Source organism: Prochlorococcus sp. MIT 1342, assembly GCF_047304495.1.
Lineage (GTDB): Bacteria > Cyanobacteriota > Cyanobacteriia > PCC-6307 > Cyanobiaceae > Prochlorococcus > Prochlorococcus marinus_D.
Genome location: NZ_CP138957.1, coordinates 1,433,775 through 1,451,393, shown reverse-complemented (window position 1 = coordinate 1,451,393; position 17,619 = coordinate 1,433,775). Strand labels below are relative to the sequence as shown.

Below are 17,619 nucleotides of genomic sequence, written 5' to 3'. Positions count from 1 at the left end.
CCATCCACCTTTTCGAACTTAGGGCCACGATGATCAAGCTCCGCCTCAAGCGGTTTGGCAAGAAGCGGGAAGCGAGTTTCCGCCTTGTGGCCTGTAACAGCACCTCTCGTCGTGACGGTCGCCCTTTGCAGGAGCTTGGCTTTTACAACCCTCGCACGAAGGAAACGCGGCTCGACACTGAGGCACTGCGTTTGCGTCTTAGCCAGGGAGCTCAGCCCACTGATGCAGTTCGATCCTTGTTGGAGAAAGGCGGGCTGATCGAAAAGACCGTTCGTCCTGCTGAGGTTGTTGGTAAGGCCAAGCAGGCTGAAGCCCGTAAGGCTGGTGCAAAGAATGTGGCCAAACAAGCTGCAGAAGCAAAGGCTGAGGAAACTCCTGCTGACAGCACAGAAGCCTGAGTTGTTGCATGGCCGGAGTTACCTCAGAGGGTCGCTTCGTTCTGGATCTTCCCGATACTGACGCTGCGATTGCTCTTGCAGGCAACGGTGAACAGACCTTGCATCACCTTCAGGCCTTAACCGGGGCTTCATTGGTGATCAGGGGGCTTCAGCTTGTGATCGGCGGCCGCCCTGCTCAATTGGAACGTGCAGCAGCAGTGGTTGAGTTGATCAGACCTCTGTGGCAAGAAGGCCAGGCTGTTTCAGCTGTTGATTTACAGGCGGCGCTTACGGCTCTTGATACCGGCCGTAGGGATGCTCATGCGGAATTGGCTGATCAGGTGTTGGCCCGCAGTCAGCGAGGCAACCTGCTGCGGCCGAGGACATTGCGTCAGAAGGCTTATGTCGAGGCGATGGAGCACCACGATCTCACCTTCGCTCTTGGGCCTGCAGGAACGGGCAAAACTTTTTTGGCCACAGTGTTGGCAGTGCGCATGCTCAGTGAGCGAAAGGTTGAGCGCCTGGTGTTAACTCGGCCAGCGGTTGAGGCTGGTGAAAGATTGGGCTTTCTGCCCGGTGACCTACAGCAGAAAGTGGATCCTTATCTGCGTCCGCTTTATGACGCTCTTCACGCCCTACTAGGAGCTGAGAAAACCACCACATTGCTGGAGAAGGGGGTGATAGAAGTGGCACCCCTCGCTTATATGCGAGGACGCACCTTGGAAGAGGCTTTTGTGATCCTCGATGAGGCTCAGAACACAACACCTGCTCAGATGCGCATGGTGCTTACTCGGCTTGGGGAGCGTTCGCGCATGGTTGTTACGGGTGACACCACCCAGGTGGATCTGCCACCGGGCCAGCTCAGCGGCCTTGTGGATGCTGCTGAGGTGCTCGCTGATATCAACGGTGTCGCTGTCTGTCGCCTCACCTCTGCAGATGTGGTGCGTCATCCGCTTGTGCAACGGGTTGTGGATGCTTATGCGCGCCGAGATCAACGATAGGGAGACCCGCACTCAACAAACTCAGCAAACTTTTTTTTTGATGGCAAAGTAAAGGGGTTACGTGATCTGGTGAGCCATGCCGGCAAGCAGCAATTTCCAGGAGGCCATTCGCGAGGCGCAATCCAGCGCCTTGGTTGGCCCCAATGTCGTTAACAAGGCCCTGCCCTATGTGGGTGGTGGCATGGTGCTCACCGCCGCTGGCGTGTTGGGAGGGATCGCCACTGTTCAATCCATGGGTTGGCAAGCGTTCCAGCCCTTGTCGCTGATTGCGATCATCCCTTGGTTCATCCTTTTCTTTGTTGCTCAGAATGCAGCAAAAAAAGGCAATAACGCCACCGCTCTTCCCCTGCTAGCCACCTTCAGCCTGTTGACGGGTTTCACCCTCACTGGTTTGGTTCTTCAGGCTGTTGCCGTAGCTGGTGCGGCCTCTATCGGTATCGCCGCTTTGGCGACTGGTCTCACCTTTGCGATTGCCTCGGTTGTTGGTAGGCGCATGAGCGACAGCGTCGGTCAGGCCCTCTCGGGTGTGGTTGGTCTTGGTCTGATCGGCCTGATCATCGCCATGGTTGTGCAACTGATTGGCAGCATTTTTGCTCCGCAGGTTTTCGCGATCGGCACCTTTGAATTGATGATCGCAGGCTTTGGCACCGTGCTCTTTGTAGGCATGGCGTTCGTGGACTTCTACACGATGCCTCGCACCTACACGGATGATCAGTACCTTTCAGGTGCTTTAGGGATGTATCTCACCTACATCAATCTGTTCATCTTCATTTTACGTCTAATCATTGCCATTCAAGGTGGCGGTCGACGTAACTGAACTAAGAAAGAAAACTGCTTCAGCCCCGCCTATGCGGGGCTTTTTTTGTTGCTTGATTCAGTTGAGATCTGTTGCGCTACTGGTTGAAGGCTCTTAAATCAGGGTTGCATTGCAGTTAGCAAATAAGCAGCTTTTGGACTCCTCTAATTAGCTTTCTGATCAGAGAAATAAGAGACGACGTTTACGTTTCATTCTTCAGATCGCAATTTCAGCAGCCTTAGGAGGGTTTCTCTTTCTATCGATCCTGGCCTATCTGTTGCTCACAATTGTTTTTTCGATTCCTTTCTTGAATTGGCGCAAGCGGTTGGCGATGGGAACTTGAGTTGTTTCTTTTATTTCCACTTCTAACTTCCACTGTTTTATTTCTACTGTTTGCTATCAAGCTGAGCTCAACCTGAGTACTAGATCAATAGACAAATCAACAGGCCAGTCAATTAGCCATTGCTTAAGCGATTCATGTTTCTGCGATGGCCTCGATTGAGGCTGTAATGGCTTGCTTCTGCTCGTCGTCATAACCCCAGCGATTGAGAAAAGCGACATCTTCCCCACGGGTGTGCTCAACAGCCTCAAGCAGTTGTTCCAGTCTTGTTTTGACGGACTTCGGTTCGAGCAGACGCAGCAGTTCAGTGCAGCGGGATGTCACTCTCTTCGATCCAGCCTGCTGTGCCATATCGCCTGCGCGTTGATGGTGCATGGCCATCGCCGTGCTCATCGCTAGGTTGCGGACGGTCAGGTCAACGACACCTTCTCCAGCAGCCCTTAATTGCATCACCAGGGCTTCGGGGAGGCGATCCATCAGTGGGGAATCCCCTGCCAGGCTCACTACAAAGAATCCACGGGCGCCATCACGACTGGCCACCAATTCCGCGACCCGGTCGGCGAGTACTTCATCGCTGAGTTCGCCCTCTTCCCATAGCCTCAGCCACTGAGCGGTGATTTCAATCGCTTGTTCAAAGCTTGGCGCTGGGGTGCTCATGGATGTTATGCATGCTTTCAGTCAGGCTATGGGGCCACATTGAGCCAGGTCATGTCACCTGACGCCATGGAGTCTCTCCCTGAGGGATATCGTTCCGGTTTTGTTGCATTAATTGGCAGGCCCAATGTGGGCAAATCCACCTTGGTGAATCAGTTGGTGGGAGAGAAGGTGGCGATTACTTCTCCTGTGGCGCAGACCACGCGCAATCGGCTGCGGGCCATCTTCACCACCCCCGAGGCTCAGATGGTGCTAGTGGACACCCCTGGAATTCACAAACCTCACCATTTGCTTGGTGAACGGCTGGTGCAAAGCGCCCGTGCAGCCATTGGTGAGGTTGACCTGGTGTTGCTTCTGCTTGAGGGCTGTGAACCTCCCGGTCGTGGCGATGCTTTTATCGTGGAACTGCTACGCCAGCAGGATCTACCGGTGTTAGTTGCTCTTAATAAGTGGGATCGTGTCGCCGAGCAGCAACAAGACCCGGCGGAGGAGGCTTATCGGCAGCTGTTGGCAGACTCTGCTTGGCCGCTCATACGTTGCAGTGCAATTAGTGGTGAGGGATGCAATGCTCTTGTAGAAGCTTTAGTGGGGCACCTGCCACTAGGCCCCCAGCTCTATCCAGCGGAGATGGTGTGTGATCAGCCGGAGCTGGTGCTGCTGGCTGAACTGATTCGCGAGCAGGTGCTGATGCATACCCGTGAGGAGGTGCCCCATAGCGTGGCGGTGAGCATTGATCGGGTTGAAGAGATGCCTGTTGCCAATGGACGGCCTGGTCGACAGGGGAGGACGGCTGTGTTGGCCACCGTGCTGGTGGAACGCAAGAGCCAGAAGGGGATCCTGATCGGCAAGGGAGGCTCGATGTTGAAGACCATTGGTCAGGGAGCGCGCTTGCAGATGCAGACCTTGATCGATGGCCCTGTCTACCTAGAACTGTTTGTGAAGGTGGTGCCTGATTGGCGCTCTAAGCCAGCGCGATTGGCGGAGCTTGGTTATGAGGGCAAGTGATTATTGCCCGTTTCAAATGGGCGACTGAGAGGATTGATGAATGCTTGATCATCCAAACCCCTTTTTTAAGTCTTTTGGGCTGAAGTTATTTCTTCAGGGATGCTCTGATCAGCGGATGAGCTTGCACAGCGTCTGTGCGCAGATCCTTTGGTTCTCCCATTTAGCGGCCTGAAGGTGATGGCTCCTTTTCGCATCGATGTAGTGACTTTGGTGCCACAGGCGTTTACGCCTCTTGGTGAACTCGGGGTGATTGGTCGTGCTTTTGCCTCTGGCATCGCTGTCTTGCACACCCATAATCCTCGCGATTACACCACGGATCGCTACCACAAGGTTGATGATCAGCCCTATGGCGGCGGCGCTGGCATGGTGCTTAAGCCAGAACCAGTCTTTGCTGCTGTTGAGGCGATTCCTGTTCAGGCACGACGGCGGGTGCTGCTTCTGACTCCTCAGGGAAAACCTCTATGCCAGAAGGATTTGCATCGTTGGGTAGAGGACCACGATCAGCTTGTGCTGATCTGCGGTCATTACGAAGGTTTTGATGAGCGGATTAGAGGTTTGGCAGATGAGGAGGTTTCTGTAGGGGATTTTGTGCTCACCGGTGGTGAGCTGCCAGCCATGACGGTGATCAATGGGGTGGTGAGGTTGTTACCGGGAACTGTTGGAACGGCAGAGTCGTTGCAGGATGAGAGTCATAGCGATGTTCTCCTCGAGCATCCTCACTACACAAGGCCAGCGAATTTTCGCGGCATGGTTGTTCCAGATGTGTTGCGCAGTGGTGATCATGGTGCGATTGCTCTGTGGCGACAGCAACAGCGGCAGCTGCGTACGCAGATGCGTCGTCCGGATCTCTATGTTCGCTGGTCTGATCAGCAACAATCGTCAACACTGACAATGGAGTCCCATGGTTCTGCCTCCATGCAGTTTCGTATCGGCAACGGGTATGACATTCATCGCTTAGTGCCCGGTCGCCCCTTGATTCTTGGTGGCGTGACACTTGATCATCCCGATGGGTTGGGGCTCGATGGTCACAGCGATGCTGATGTTCTTGTTCATGCGCTGATGGATGCCTTGCTTGGGGCTCTTGCTTTAGGCGATATCGGTAAATATTTTCCGCCGGATGATCCCCGCTGGAAAGGGGCCGATAGCTTGATGCTGCTTGAGCAGGTTGTGGCTCTGGTACGAGATCGCGGCTGGCAGGTTTTGAATGTGGATGCTGTGGTGGTGGCTGAGCGTCCCAAGCTCAAGCCTCACATCAATTCGATGCGCAGCAACCTGGCACAACGGTTGGGGGTGGAATTGGATGCCGTGGGTGTGAAGGCCACCACCAATGAAGGGCTTGGACCGGAAGGTCGAGAGGAGGGGATGAGTAGTCAGGCAGTCGCACTGTTGCAGCAGATAGGCCTGACATGAATTGCAGAAGCTTGTCTAGGTTGATTTCCTTTGTTCTTAGCTTTCTGGTGATGTTGTCCGGTCATCCTGATGTCGCGATTGCCGCTCGTCATGATCCTGATGGCGGCGATGACGTTGCTGTCGTCGAGCATCTGCGCATCAAAGTGCCGGCCCATGCACGGGAGGCTTGGCTCAAAGCTGAGCAGGGCAGTTGGGAACCCTGGCTCGCGAAGCAGAGTGGCTATCTGGGGCGGGATATTTTTTGGGACGCTGAACAGGAGGAGGGCATCTTGCTGATTCGTTGGGCCAGTAGAGAACAGTGGAAATCGATTCCACAGGCTGAGGTGGATGTGGTGCAGGCACGCTTTGAACAGCTGGCCCGTGAGGCCACAGGTCAGGCCAGTAGTCATCCTTTCTTGCTGCAATTTGAAGGCGAATTGGTGCCTCAGTGACTGAGCCGCAGGTACGGCTGGATCTACAGCGGCGGCAGCGGCTTGGCATGGTGGAGGCGATCTTTGGTGAACACAAGACCAGTGAACAGATCGCAGCATGTCTGAGTCGTCTTGAGGCTGCGGGTGAACTGGCCTTGGTTACGCGGGTTGATCAAGCCAAGGCGGCGGCCGTGGCAGATCTGCTTAGCAATGTGCAGTTTCATGCTCAGGCTCGTTGTCTCACACTTGGAGATCCGGCGATCTTGCTGCCGGCACTTGGTGAGGTCGTGGTGCTTAGTGGTGGTACCAGTGATTTGCCTATAGCGGCGGAAGCCGCTTTGGCGTTGCGTTGGCATGGCATCCAGAGTGAACTCTTGCTGGATGTGGGTGTTGCTGGTTTGCAAAGGCTTCTCGATCAGTTAGTACGGCTGCAACGAGCCAAGGTACTGATTGCCTGTGCAGGCATGGAGGGTTCACTGCCGACTGTGTTGACAGGGCTTGTGCCACAGCCTGTGATTGGTGTTCCCGTGTCAGTGGGTTATGGGGTCAGTGCAGGAGGCCGTACAGCCCTTGAGGGAATGCTCGCCAGTTGTGCACCTGGTCTGGTGGTGGTGAATATTGATAATGGCTATGGAGCTGCTATGGCGGCACTGCGCATCCTTAAAGCAGCCATCACAGGCGAAGTAGCTGTCAATCAATAATCAGGATCGTGAGACAGCAACTGGTGAGAATCCTGGGGGCTGAGTTCAAGTAGCTGTTCAACCCAGAGCTTCATTGATCGTGGTAAGCGATTCTGTTCGTAGCGCATTAGGGCTTCCGCCAAAACGGGTGTATTCACCCAATGCAACGAACGTGAACCCATGCATTTTTCTTGATTGAGCGAACGATGGGGTACCTAATTGAATCGCGCAAGGGGAGTGCCGGGATTCAGTCTGTTTCTTCGTATTTGGCACCAAGTCGCCATAGTTCATTGCTGTGACTTGGCAATTCAACATCACGCAAACGGCGAACTAGTTCAAATAGATCACCACGAGCCAATTCACCATTGGTTTGCCATTCCATTGCACGGGGGTCAGGTCGGGACGCGGCAGACAAGGTGGGTGCGGGAATGTGTTCGAATCAAGGTATCAATACTTAGGCCTTGTGTTTGGTTCATGACGATCATTCTTTGTGGAAGATTTTGTGAAGACCTGCATTTGGGTCTTCTTGATCGGGGTATGCAATCAGAGGTGCTGCAGGTTGGGGTAGGACGTCACAACCTCTTCCGCACTCAGAACATCACCTCGACCTTCGGGTTGCCAGATCACCTCCAGGGCCATCAAATCAGTTGAAGAGGTGGATCCAAGGATGCGAAGGCTTTCTCGTAGCTGCTCGCTGCTGATTGATTCGCTCAGTTTGATGCGGCTGCTGGATGCAACCAAAATCGTGACGACGATGTATTCATTTGCTGCATCGGCCTCGCCGGCGCTCTTTTCTGAAAGCTCATCAGTTCGTCGTTCACCGGCAACGTTGGATGTCACCTCCGCTCGCAATTTGCTGCGTTCGGTCATCGAAAGACGGTTAAATGTGGATTCTGCGGAAGCAAACGGCACGCTGCCGGTTTCGACATTGGCGTAAACCCAGAGCTCTGGCTGACGCAGAAGGGCAAGGGTGGTTTCCTGCAGAACCCGTTGCAGCCCGCTTGAGCTGCCTGTTTGCGCTGAGGCCGCAAGCTCGCGCAGGTCTTTCTGCAGAGCCTTGGCGCTGGCCAGAAGCCCTACTTGCAATTGCAGCATGGTGACGGGTCCAGCCGCAGTGGGTCGTTGAGCGAGTTCGCCTGAACCATTAAGGGCGGCATTTCCCCTGCCACCACCCCGTACGGCATTGACCAGAACGCCCACAATCGACATCAGAATTAGGAAGCCAAAAAGGCCGCCGCCACCGAAACCAAATATGGGAATGAGGAAGGGAAAACCGATTCCACCTCCGCGGTAGCCCCCGCCGTATCCTCCATAACCTCCTCCATAGCCGCCGCGCATACCACCGCTGCTGCGTGGCATTGAGGGAGCACGGAAGCTTCCCCCTCCGATGCGTCCACCACGAGCGGCATGGCTTGGCTCGGGTTGAACCAGAATCAAGCCTGCTACCAGGAGCGGCAGAAATAGAGCCGTCAGCCAGCGGCTGAGCGTGCGTCTGGAGGGAAGGTTTGGCAAGCTGGCCAAAACGTTGCGGCGGTTGGTCTGAACTCTAGGAACCTCCGCCGACGATAGTGACGATTTCAAGTTGGTCCATCTCCTGCACCAGCTGCTCCTGCCAGTGATTTGGTGTGAGGATCGTGCCGTTGAACTCCACAACGACAAGGCGAGGGTGGTAGCCCAGCTGTTCGATCACGGCCGCCAGCGAGGTTGGCATCGGTTCTGGCTCGATGTCCCTGATCTCACCATTCACCATCAGTTTCATCTCAGAGCCTCCAGTAGTTGAAGGCTGGTAGCGGCAGGATCTTTGGAATTCATGATCGCTCCGATCACAGCGATTCGCTTTGCTCCGGCTTGACGTACTGCTTCTAGGTTTGAGATGTTGATGCCACCAATGGCAAACCAAGGTAGCTGGGTGGCTTTAGATGCCTCCTTCACATAGGCAAGCCCAATTGGTTGTCGGTCCGGTTTTGTGGCTGTGCTGTTGACAGGCCCTACTCCTAGATAGTCGCAACCTTCTGCTTCAGCTTTTTGAAGCTGGGCAAGGAATTGGGTGCTTCGACCCAGTAGTCGCTCGCTGCCGATCAGTCCCCTTGCTACGTCTGTGGGGAGGTCGTCCTGGCCGAGATGAACGCCATCGGCGTCCACCGCAAGGGCTAAGTCGATTCGGTCATTAACGATGAATAGCGCCCCATGCTTTCTGCATAGGCTGGCCAGTTCTTTTGCCTGAGTCAGTCGTTGCAAATCGCTAGCTTCTTTATTGCGGTATTGCACCATGTCGATGCCAGTGACTAATGCTGCGCTCACTGTCCTGAGCAGATCGTTGCTATTTAGATCGGATTGTGATGTCGTAATCAGGCAAAGATGGCAGTCCTGTAGTTGTTGGCGTCTCTTTTTGCCTGCGTTGGCCTGCAGCACGGTCACCTCTAGGTCGTAGAGGCCATAGCGGATTGCAGCAGCGCTGGCAGCCAGCTGAGGATCTGGCTGACGGGCGAACTCTTCAAGCACGCGTAGAGCTTCTTGAACGCGTGCGCAGTTGGCTGCCACAACATGCCATGGCTCGTGTCGCTCTTGTTGAGCAGGATGACTGAGGCCGATCCCTTGATCTGTAGCAGTGGAGCGTGCCTGTTTGTAGTTGTCGTGATGATGGCGACCCAGTCGCTGACGCCAGTCTTTGAGAGTCACCACAAGGTCTTCACGATCTAGGCCGAAGCGGCACCAGTCTTCGACGACTCGCAATCCTTCCCGAGCTCGATCGAGGTTGGCATCGATCAGCTGAGCCACACGTAGATCTGCGATCGGGGCGAAAGGCATCGATTTCATGGCAGTCTTGGCACAATTGCATCCCCATTCCGATCATGGACAACAGTGGTTCAGATAGCACCATGAACGTTCTGATCTGGGGGGTTGTTCTTTTAGGTGGGATCGGGGTGTTCATTGTTTGGGGTTTGACGAATGCTTATCCCACCCCTGCTTGATCTTGCCTTTTAACGCTGGCTTATCGGGTCTTCAATTTGCTGCGTGCTAGGTCTGCATCGCGGCCAATCTGGGTGCTGAGTTCTTCAAGGTTTGCGAAGCGTTGCTGGCCTCGAAGTCTTTGGATCGGTTCAACCAAGATCTCGCATCCTTCCAGGTCCATTTGCTGATCCAGCAAATGGACCTCTACGGCGGAGGGCGATGTTGGATCCACTGTGGGTTGGGGGCCCAAATTCATCACGGCAGCAAGGGGTTCGTTTTCATCTTTGACTGATGCCCAGGCGGCATAGACCCCAAGGCCTGGCAGGAATTTGCGCCCATCAACTTGCAAGTTGGCTGTAGGCCAGCCCAGTTTTCGCCCAAGGCCGCGGCCGCTGACGACACGGCCGCGGAAGCGATAGGGCCGGCCCATCAGGGTCGTTGCTGCCTGTAGATCGCCTTCGCTCAGAGCGGAGCGAATGCGGCTGCTGCTCATTCGCCCCTCTGTGTCTTCCAGGATTGGCAACACCATCACTTCCACTCCGGCGGCTGCGGCGAGTTGTTGCAAGGTGGTTGTGTCGCCCTCACGATTATGTCCAAAGCGGAAGTTGGCCCCAACGGCAATGCGCTCTGCTTTGAGGGTGTGGATCAGCATTTGCTTTACAAAGGTTTCGGCACTGAGGGATGCCAGAGCACGATCGAAGGGCACCAGCACAAGTTGTTCGACACCAAGCGGAGCGAGGAGGCAGGCTTTTTCGCTAGGCAGGTCCAGTCGTAATCGTGGTTCGCCATAGAGCACTTCGCGGGGATGGGGCCAGAAACTCACCACCGTTGGCACGCCAGGCGCATTGTTTACAACAGCCTCAATAACGCGGCGATGGCCAGCATGAAGGCCATCGAAACTACCGAGGGCAAGCGCTGTCGGGGTTCTTGCCTGCTGAGGGGGGCAGAGAGGAATCAAGGTGGCCGTGCACATGGCGCGCGTAGATGGCAAGTTTGAACGACCGCCGCAAAAACTCGGATGGCTGACCCTCTCGATCTTCAAATGGTTTCGCTCGGGTTGCGCCGCATGGGATGGATTCGTTTTTGGATACAGACAATCCTTGGGGTTGTTGTCGTTGGCGTGCTGTTGTTCAACAACATCGGCAGCAGCTTGGCCCGCAACTCTGAGCGAGCACTAGGGCTTGGTCCTGGCTTGTCACTGACAAGCTTGGCGTTCTTGTTTTTGCTCTACAGCCTTTGGCAGGGTTGGCTGATCGTTCGCCTCGGTAGGGCTCTCAACAGTGCTGTTCGCCCCAGTCGTGGTGAGACCAGCCGTCTGCTTAAACGGGGCGTGATTGTTGATCTGCTCGGGTTGGTGTTCTCCTCCATTGGCTATCAATCGTTGGCTGGAAGTTTGTTTGTACAGGCGTCGATGCAAGCGCCGGGAATCTCGATTGGTGCAGGGCGTTCTGCATTAGATAATTACCCGATCACCTCCTTGGAGATGCTTTCGGTTCTGAGCAACACCCAGGTGTTATTTGCGCATTTGGTTGGTCTGATCTTTTCACTTTGGTTGTTGCAGAGGATTTATCGCACTGGTTGATTGGCTACGCATGCTGCTGGTAGAGCAGAAAGATCACCGCGCCAAAACAGATCGGGTTGGATGGGTGTCAAGGAGGGGGCATTTGTTTCGATTTGGGCCACGTCGCTGGGCCAGTCGCGTGGACCATCGCCGGCGGTCTCAAGATCTTTCACCACTTCTCCTGCTAACCAGAAGTAGGTGCGGCTATGCGGATCGATACGTCGACTGAACTGTTCCTCGTAGTGGCGTATTGAAAGGCGAGTCCAGCGCAGTGATCCCATCTGCTCTGGATGGCAGGGGGGAATGTTGAGGTTAAGCAGCAGGTTGTTGGGCCAGTTGTCTGCCAATGCATTCTCTGCAACATCCATCGCTAACTCGGCAGCAGCCTGGAAATCCCTCCATTTGAAGCAGGCGACGCTGACCGCAAGCGCCGGCAATCCCTCAAGGGTGCCTTCCATGGCTGCGGCCACCGTGCCTGAACAGAACACATCAGTTCCTAAGTTGGGGCCATGGTTGACCCCAGAGAGCACTAGATCGGGCTTCTCTGCCAAGAGTTCCGAGAGGGCCAGTTTGACGCAATCTGCCGGCGTGCCACTGCAGGACCAAGCAGTCACACCTGGCCCATAGAGCTCATCGACGCGTTCGGCTCGGATGGGGGTATGGATGGTGAGGCCATGGCCGGTAGCAGAGCGCTCATGGTCGGGACAGACCACAGTGACCCTATGGCCGCGGCTGGTGGCGGCAGCGGCTAGGCAGCGGACGCCTTCAGCTAAAACTCCGTCATCATTGCTAATCAGAATTCGCAACGGAGTCATCTCCTCGTATCCACTGCGGGGAACTTAATCATGATGACTGCCTAAAGTCAGTGGCTGCGATCTTTTTTCAGTGAGCGCCACTATCTCCTTGCAGCAGCTCACCGACCAGCTTGATGCCCTCGAGGCTGAGGCGGTGTCTGCTATCGCTGCTGCCGCAGATGCGGATGCCTTGGAGCAATTGCGGGTGAGTCTGTTGGGCAAGAAAGGGCGCTTGTCTGGTGTTCTCGGGGCGATGGGCAAGCTCCCTAGTGAAGAGCGACCGCTTGTTGGTCAGCGCGCCAATGTGCTTAAAACACAGGTGCAAAACCTGCTAGGGGAACGGTTGCAGGTGGTGAAAGCGGCAGCTTTGGCTGATCGGCTGCTGCAGGAAACGATTGATGTCACTGCGCCTGCCAGTGGCATTCCTGTGGGCCATCGCCACCCTTTGATTACAACAACTGAGCAGATCGTGGATCTGTTTTGTGGTTTGGGCTATCGGGTGGCTGAAGGCCCGGAGGTGGAGACTGATCACTACAACTTTTCCGCATTGAATATTCCCGAGGACCATCCCGCTCGAGACATGCAGGATACGTTCTATCTGGGCGGCAATCTGCTCCTGCGTACCCACACCTCGCCTGTGCAGATTCGTTATCTAGAAGAGAATCCGCCGCCGGTAAGGATTGTGGCGCCAGGCCGGGTCTATCGGCGTGATGCAGTGGATGCGACCCATTCGCCTGTCTTTCATCAGGTTGAGGTGTTGGCCATTGATGAAGGACTTGACTTCAGCCATCTGCGCGGCACGGTGATGGCTTTCCTCAAGGCATTCTTTGGCGATATGCCGGTGAGATTTCGGGCTAGTTATTTCCCCTTTACCGAACCATCAGCTGAGGTGGATGTGCAGTGGCGTGGGCGTTGGTTGGAGGTGATGGGTTGCGGCATGGTTGATCCAGCAGTGTTAGAGGGCCTCGGGCTTGATCCAGAGCGCTGGAGTGGGTTTGCGGCAGGCCTTGGCGTGGAACGCTTCTGCATGGTCCGTCATGGCATCGACGACATTCGCAGGCTTTATACGAGTGATTTGCGCTTCCTTGAGCAGTTTTGAGTCGATAGCCGATCTTGTACTGGATAAAGCATCGCCGCGTTGCTGCATCCAAAAACAGCTGAATCCCCATAAAGTGAGGTCGTTGTTTGCTTCATTCGATCGGTGCCCTGTGTCGGACTGATCGTTAATGACGGCAAAGAGTTGGCGGTAGAGACCGCATTGACCCTTCAGTCGCGGCTTGAACAGGCTGGTATCGAAGTGGTCAGAGCAAGTAGTTCTGGCGGAATGGTTGGCTTTGCCAATCCAGATCAGCATTTGCGCCTGCTTGGTTACAACGCGTGCGTACCTGAGGGATTCGATGCCTCGATGGCACTGGCGATTGTTCTGGGTGGTGATGGCACCGTGCTTTCGGCGGCACGGCAGACAGCTCCTGTGCAGGTGCCAATCCTCACCATCAACACCGGACACCTTGGCTTCCTGGCGGAGGCCTATTTGGCTGATCTCGATCGGGTGCTTGAGCAGGTGCTTAACAAGCAGTGGACGATTGAGGAGCGTTGCACCCTGGTGGTGAGTGTGTTGCGCGGTGATCAGTGCCGCTGGGAGGCACTCTCTTTGAATGAAATGGCCTTGCATCGTGAACCACTTACCAGCATGTGCCATTTCGAAGTCGCGATCGGTCGCCATGCGCCAGTGGATATCTCTGCTGATGGTGTGATCCTTTCAACTCCTACGGGATCAACGGCTTATGCACTCAGTGCAGGAGGCCCGGTGATTACACCTGAGTGCCCGGTGCTTCAGCTTGCACCGATTGCCCCTCATTCGCTGGCGTCAAGAGCGCTGGTTTTCAGCGACCAGGAGCCAGTGACTGTGTTTCCAGCGACGGCTGATCGCTTGATGATGGTGGTTGATGGCAGTGCGGGTTGTTATGTGTGGCCGGAAGACCGAGTACTGATTCGTCGTAGTGATCATCCTGTGAGATTTGTGCGCTTGGCAGATCACGAGTTCTTCCAGGTGTTGCGCAACAAATTGGGCTGGGGTTTGCCGCATGTTGCCAAACCTGATCGACCATGACCTGTAGTAGGGCCCTCTGCTTGCAGTGGGGGAAGAGATTGCGGTTTCCTTTGCTCTGGGGAGGGCTGGCGGTAGGTCTCAGCGTTCTTTCATCTATTGGGCTGCGGGCAGAACCCCCGCCTCAGTATTTGCCTCTCGAAGCTCAATGGTGCCTGAAAAGCGGTACTTGTTTGTTATTGGAGGTAGCAGATAAGGCTGAGGAACAGCGCTTGGGATTGATGCAGCGCCATGCCTTGCCATCAGGCCAGGGCATGTGGTTTCCGTTTCAGCCTGCGAGGCGATTGCGTTTTTGGATGCACAACACCTTGGCGGTGCTTGACATGGTGTTTGTGAATCAGGGTCGGGTGATTGCGATTGAGGCGGCTGTACCTGTTTGCCCGCATTTGCCCTGCCCGAGTTATGGCCCGAAGCTGCCGGCGGATGGAGTGGTGGAGTTGGCGGCCGGGGAGGCAGCACGGCTATCCATCAAGGTGGGTGATGTTGTGCAGATTCAACCTTTGCCGAAGCCTGTTGATTGGCAGCCTTAAGGCATCGTGCCTTTGAGGATCATCACCGGGTTCATCGGCGCCATGCGTGTGCCGTCTGCCAGCGGCAGGCCCCTCCAGGCTTGGTGTTGACTCACGTTCACGGTGCAACCGCAATCTTGAAGTAAGGGCTTGAGTTCTGCCATGGCCTCAACGGTTGCCAGTGGAATCACGACGACTCCATGTGGTTGAAGTTTTTGCACGACGGCCTTGAGGAGAGCAGCTCGCTGGCGGCCGCCACCGCCTAGGAGTACCCGATCGGGGTTGCTGAGTTTTGCTGGTAGATCAGTTCCATTCAGCAGGCTGAGGGCCTCGACTTCAAGTACTGCAGCAGGCTGAACGGCAAGCCGGGCAGCATTGGCCTTGATCAGCGCTGCGCCGCCACCACGTTTTTCAACAGCAAGTAATTGCAGTTGCGGGCGCAGGCGTAGGGCCTCTAAGCCAACGCTGCCAACTCCGGCACCTAAATCCCAGAGCACGCCCTGTTCTGGTAGCTCTAACTCTGCGAGGAGCTGAACACGAAGCTCCCGTTTGCTCATCAGGCCAGGGCGATCGTCGTGTTGCAGGAACAAGCCATCGTCAAGACCGAACAATGGAAGCTTGGCTGGATCTCCTGCTGGAGCAGTTTGTTTGGCAAGCAGCACAACCATGTGTAGGGGATGAAGATCCGATGGCAAGGCATCCTGTGGCGTCAGCCGTTGCACCCGTTCATTGGCGTGTCCGAGCTGTTCACAAAGCCACACTGCATAGGCAGCTTCTAGGCCAGAAGCGCGCAAAATCGTACGCACCTCTTCGGCTCCACCGCGGCTGGGATCGGTGAGTAAAGCTAGAGCTGCGGGGCGTTGTTGCAGCTTTTGAGCCAAGGGGGCCGGGTCACGGCCATGCAGGCTGATCCAGGCGGCATCCTGCCAAGGGCGTCCAATCCGGGCAAAGGCTAGTTGCAGCGAAGAAGGTGCTGGATGAAAGTGCAGCTGATCAGCAGAACAGGCCTCGAGTAGTCGCCTGCCGATGCCGAACCAGAGCGGGTCGCCGCTCGCGAGCACGACGGCTGTGCCCTGCCGCTGGCGCAACCAGGCGATCAGAGCCTCTGGTTGATCGCTGGCCATCAGTTCTGGCAAAGGCTGATCCGTTTGCTGCTGCTGCCACCAGCTCGGTAGTTGCGGCAATAGGCGACGGGGTGCAGCCAGCCCTTGGGCTGAGAGCACCAGCTCTTGCAATGGAGTAGCAAGGTGATCTAGGCCTGCGGCATCGGTGCCGATGACGTGGATCGCTGCGGATCTGATTGAGGCGGGCATGTTGTCATTCTCGGCTGAGAGGTTGTATGGCTGACTTGTCGTTGCCTTGAATGGTGAACAGCGCGTTGGTGGGCAAGATGGCGGACGAGATGGCGGGCAAGGTGCAGAACACGGAACAGGAACAGGATGCGTTTGTGCTTGATCGCCGTCGGCGTTTGCATGAGTTGGTGGTTGCCTTGATTCAGCAGCAGGACGAGTTGGAATTGCTTGATGGCGAAGCCCCTCGCCTCGATGTTGCTGCAAGTTCAGCTCAAGCTCATGATCCAGCGCGCTGGTTGGATCGCAATCGCCGTGTTTTGCAGCGCTACCAGGCTTTGGTTCGTTCTGCCGTCACCATCGATGCTTTGTTGGATGCTGAGTAGGGCGTAAGGGTTCGGCAGTTTGTTTGGTCTAGGGGCGCATTTATAAATTGATGAGTTGATTAGTTACAGGCCGATCATTGCCATTAAGCGGTGGCTGTGAAGTTTCTTTTTAGAATTGTTAGGTGTTTTGATCGAGAAGAAGACCTAGGCCTTTAAAAGGGGGAGCCAGGCGATTACTGCCAATACAGATCAGATGAAGCAACAGATCTGCTGAGGAAAGGCAGAAAGATAATTAAAGCGGCAGAAGATCATCTTCATTGGATTAGATAAATCATTCATGAATAGTCATTAGGCCATTCAAATTATCAAATACTATAAGCAATAGTATTCACGAGTGCTATCATTGGCTCATGTTTTAATTAGGGCAATGGGAAAGCAGATGTCGCCTAATCCAAATCCACTAGGAAGCACAATCACTTTAGCCGATGGGGATTACAATAGCCTCAAAGATTCCTACTTAAATAGCGGCAATATATTCTTAAATGAATATTTTAATAATAATGCAATCTTCAATAACAGTTTCATGCTTAGTATTAATGGCGGTATTTTAAGAAACTATGGAGGACTGGTGAATAACGGCACATTGGCAAACAACAACGGCACTCTAGGGAGCAACCAAAGCCTGGTTAATACAGGTAGGTTGACAAACAACAAAGGCACGCTGAACAACAACGACGGCGACATGCTTAGCAACAACAATGAAGGTGCGTTGGACAACATCAACGACGGCAGGCTGAACAACGACGGCACGCTGAACAACAAAGGGTGGCTGTATAACAAAGGCAATCCGCTCAACTACAGCACGCTGAACAACTACATCATGCTGATCAACAACGGCGTTATTGACAATTCGGAAAACAAGCTAGGCGCAAAGGGTTTTATAAATAACGGAACCAACGGAACCTATCAAGTCACTGGCAATATAAAGGGTAGTTGTACAGACCATGAAACTGTTAAACCTGGCAACTGCGCAGGTGGAATGCTCGTTGATGGTAATTATTACAAGAAAGGTGGCTCCAAAGAAATAGAACTAGGCGGCACTTATCACGGCGATGGCGATCGCACCGCTACAGAACACGATTGGATTGAAATTACTGGTGATCTGGAACTCGCAGGAAAACCCGATGTTTCACTGATTGATGGCTTTAAGCTTTCTGCTGGTGATTCCTTTGTGATTGCCAAAGTTGATGGAGATCTCTCTGGTGAATATGATGGTCTTGATGAAGGTGATTCTGTAGGCCGTTTTGAAAATGTGAATGGCGGGAAACTTGATCTCTTCATCACGTAAAAGGTGGTGATGGTAATGATATTGAGCTTTATGCGAAATCATCCCTGGTGTTCTTCCTGA

At 54.6% G+C, this 17,619-nt stretch carries 22 protein-coding genes; 13 read left to right on the top strand and 9 right to left on the bottom strand.

What is annotated here, in order from left to right; translation table 11 throughout:
- Positions 1-29 precede the first annotated feature (29 nt).
- From rpsP to SIB79_RS07485, 3 genes are all read left to right on the top strand, one after another.
- On the top strand, positions 30-398 hold the full coding sequence (gene rpsP, locus SIB79_RS07495; protein WP_063403363.1) for a 30S ribosomal protein S16: 369 nt from the start codon (positions 30-32) through the stop codon (positions 396-398).
- 8 nt (positions 399-406) lie between these two features.
- On the top strand, positions 407-1,378 hold the full coding sequence (locus tag SIB79_RS07490; RefSeq protein ID WP_063403362.1) for a PhoH family protein: 972 nt from the start codon (positions 407-409) through the stop codon (positions 1,376-1,378).
- A gap of 76 nt (positions 1,379-1,454) precedes the next feature.
- Entirely contained in the window at positions 1,455-2,195 is a 741-nt protein-coding gene (locus SIB79_RS07485; protein ID WP_063403361.1) for a Bax inhibitor-1 family protein, read from the top strand.
- A gap of 454 nt (positions 2,196-2,649) precedes the next feature.
- On the opposite strand, the gene SIB79_RS07480 is transcribed toward SIB79_RS07485, so the two are convergent.
- Positions 2,650-3,171, bottom strand: coding sequence for a hypothetical protein (locus tag SIB79_RS07480; protein WP_063403360.1), 522 nt, complete (start codon positions 3,169-3,171; stop codon positions 2,650-2,652).
- On the opposite strand from SIB79_RS07480, the gene era reads away from it, so the two are divergent.
- The 4 genes from era to larB all read left to right on the top strand — a co-directional run bounded on the left by era (position 3,142) and on the right by larB (position 6,694).
- Positions 3,142-4,173, top strand: a complete 1,032-nt coding sequence (gene era / locus SIB79_RS07475; protein ID WP_074161317.1) for a GTPase Era — start codon at positions 3,142-3,144, stop codon at positions 4,171-4,173. The two genes, SIB79_RS07480 and era, sit on opposite strands and share 30 nt — an antisense overlap.
- Positions 4,174-4,350: 177 nt before the next feature.
- Positions 4,351-5,583 (top strand): tRNA (guanosine(37)-N1)-methyltransferase TrmD, encoded by a 1,233-nt coding sequence (trmD, locus tag SIB79_RS07470; RefSeq protein WP_074161316.1) that lies wholly within the window; start codon positions 4,351-4,353, stop codon positions 5,581-5,583.
- Positions 5,580-6,014 carry a TIGR03792 family protein gene (locus SIB79_RS07465; protein WP_011129736.1) on the top strand — a complete coding sequence of 145 codons (435 nt, stop codon included), beginning with the start codon at positions 5,580-5,582 and terminating at the stop codon, positions 6,012-6,014. Before trmD ends, SIB79_RS07465 begins: the two co-directional genes overlap by 4 nt.
- On the top strand, positions 6,011-6,694 hold the full coding sequence (gene larB / locus SIB79_RS07460; RefSeq protein ID WP_063403358.1) for a nickel pincer cofactor biosynthesis protein LarB: 684 nt from the start codon (positions 6,011-6,013) through the stop codon (positions 6,692-6,694). The genes SIB79_RS07465 and larB overlap by 4 nt, the downstream gene beginning before the upstream one ends.
- On the opposite strand, the gene SIB79_RS07455 is transcribed toward larB, so the two are convergent.
- The 6 genes from SIB79_RS07455 to SIB79_RS07430 all read right to left on the bottom strand — a co-directional run bounded on the left by SIB79_RS07455 (position 6,688) and on the right by SIB79_RS07430 (position 10,598).
- Positions 6,688-6,855: a hypothetical protein gene (locus SIB79_RS07455; protein WP_011826567.1), complete on the bottom strand. Its 168-nt coding sequence runs from the start codon at positions 6,853-6,855 to the stop codon at positions 6,688-6,690. The two genes, larB and SIB79_RS07455, sit on opposite strands and share 7 nt — an antisense overlap.
- A gap of 65 nt (positions 6,856-6,920) precedes the next feature.
- On the bottom strand, positions 6,921-7,088 hold the full coding sequence (locus SIB79_RS07450) for a hypothetical protein (RefSeq protein WP_155724608.1): 168 nt from the start codon (positions 7,086-7,088) through the stop codon (positions 6,921-6,923).
- Between the two features lie 128 nt (positions 7,089-7,216).
- Positions 7,217-8,194, bottom strand: a complete 978-nt coding sequence (locus SIB79_RS07445; protein ID WP_063403357.1) for a DUF1517 domain-containing protein — start codon at positions 8,192-8,194, stop codon at positions 7,217-7,219.
- A 25-nt stretch (positions 8,195-8,219) separates the two neighbouring features.
- Positions 8,220-8,432, bottom strand: coding sequence for a sulfur carrier protein ThiS (gene thiS, locus SIB79_RS07440; protein ID WP_011129741.1), 213 nt, complete (start codon positions 8,430-8,432; stop codon positions 8,220-8,222).
- Positions 8,429-9,490 (bottom strand): thiamine phosphate synthase, encoded by a 1,062-nt coding sequence (locus tag SIB79_RS07435; RefSeq protein WP_063403356.1) that lies wholly within the window; start codon positions 9,488-9,490, stop codon positions 8,429-8,431. The genes thiS and SIB79_RS07435 overlap by 4 nt, the downstream gene beginning before the upstream one ends.
- A 175-nt stretch (positions 9,491-9,665) precedes the next feature.
- Positions 9,666-10,598: a bifunctional riboflavin kinase/FAD synthetase gene (locus SIB79_RS07430; RefSeq protein ID WP_074161315.1), complete on the bottom strand. Its 933-nt coding sequence runs from the start codon at positions 10,596-10,598 to the stop codon at positions 9,666-9,668.
- A 45-nt stretch (positions 10,599-10,643) separates the two neighbouring features.
- Here SIB79_RS07430 and SIB79_RS07425 point away from each other — a divergent pair, with 45 nt between their 5' ends.
- On the top strand, positions 10,644-11,207 hold the full coding sequence (locus SIB79_RS07425) for a DUF3611 family protein (RefSeq protein ID WP_063399584.1): 564 nt from the start codon (positions 10,644-10,646) through the stop codon (positions 11,205-11,207).
- Here SIB79_RS07425 and surE read toward each other — a convergent pair.
- Positions 11,192-12,001, bottom strand: a complete 810-nt coding sequence (gene surE / locus SIB79_RS07420; RefSeq protein ID WP_063403355.1) for a 5'/3'-nucleotidase SurE — start codon at positions 11,999-12,001, stop codon at positions 11,192-11,194. The two genes, SIB79_RS07425 and surE, sit on opposite strands and share 16 nt — an antisense overlap.
- 70 nt (positions 12,002-12,071) lie before the next feature.
- Here surE and pheS point away from each other — a divergent pair, with 70 nt between their 5' ends.
- From pheS to SIB79_RS07405, 3 genes are all read left to right on the top strand, one after another.
- Positions 12,072-13,079 (top strand): phenylalanine--tRNA ligase subunit alpha, encoded by a 1,008-nt coding sequence (pheS, locus tag SIB79_RS07415; protein WP_063403354.1) that lies wholly within the window; start codon positions 12,072-12,074, stop codon positions 13,077-13,079.
- Positions 13,080-13,181: 102 nt separating this feature from the next.
- Positions 13,182-14,090, top strand: a complete 909-nt coding sequence (locus SIB79_RS07410) for an NAD(+) kinase (protein ID WP_063403353.1) — start codon at positions 13,182-13,184, stop codon at positions 14,088-14,090.
- Positions 14,087-14,617, top strand: coding sequence for a DUF192 domain-containing protein (locus SIB79_RS07405; protein ID WP_236072579.1), 531 nt, complete (start codon positions 14,087-14,089; stop codon positions 14,615-14,617). Before SIB79_RS07410 ends, SIB79_RS07405 begins: the two co-directional genes overlap by 4 nt.
- Here SIB79_RS07405 and SIB79_RS07400 read toward each other — a convergent pair.
- Positions 14,614-15,909, bottom strand: a complete 1,296-nt coding sequence (locus SIB79_RS07400; protein ID WP_063403352.1) for a bifunctional cobalt-precorrin-7 (C(5))-methyltransferase/cobalt-precorrin-6B (C(15))-methyltransferase — start codon at positions 15,907-15,909, stop codon at positions 14,614-14,616. The genes SIB79_RS07405 and SIB79_RS07400 overlap by 4 nt on opposite strands.
- An 89-nt stretch (positions 15,910-15,998) precedes the next feature.
- Between SIB79_RS07400 and SIB79_RS07395 the strand changes: the two genes are divergently transcribed.
- Together SIB79_RS07395 and SIB79_RS07390 are read left to right on the top strand one after the other, a co-directional pair.
- Positions 15,999-16,271: a hypothetical protein gene (locus tag SIB79_RS07395; RefSeq protein WP_063403502.1), complete on the top strand. Its 273-nt coding sequence runs from the start codon at positions 15,999-16,001 to the stop codon at positions 16,269-16,271.
- A gap of 367 nt (positions 16,272-16,638) precedes the next feature.
- A complete protein-coding gene (locus SIB79_RS07390; protein WP_236072577.1) occupies positions 16,639-17,559 on the top strand; it encodes a hypothetical protein in 921 nt (306 codons plus the stop codon).
- Positions 17,560-17,619 lie beyond the last annotated feature (60 nt).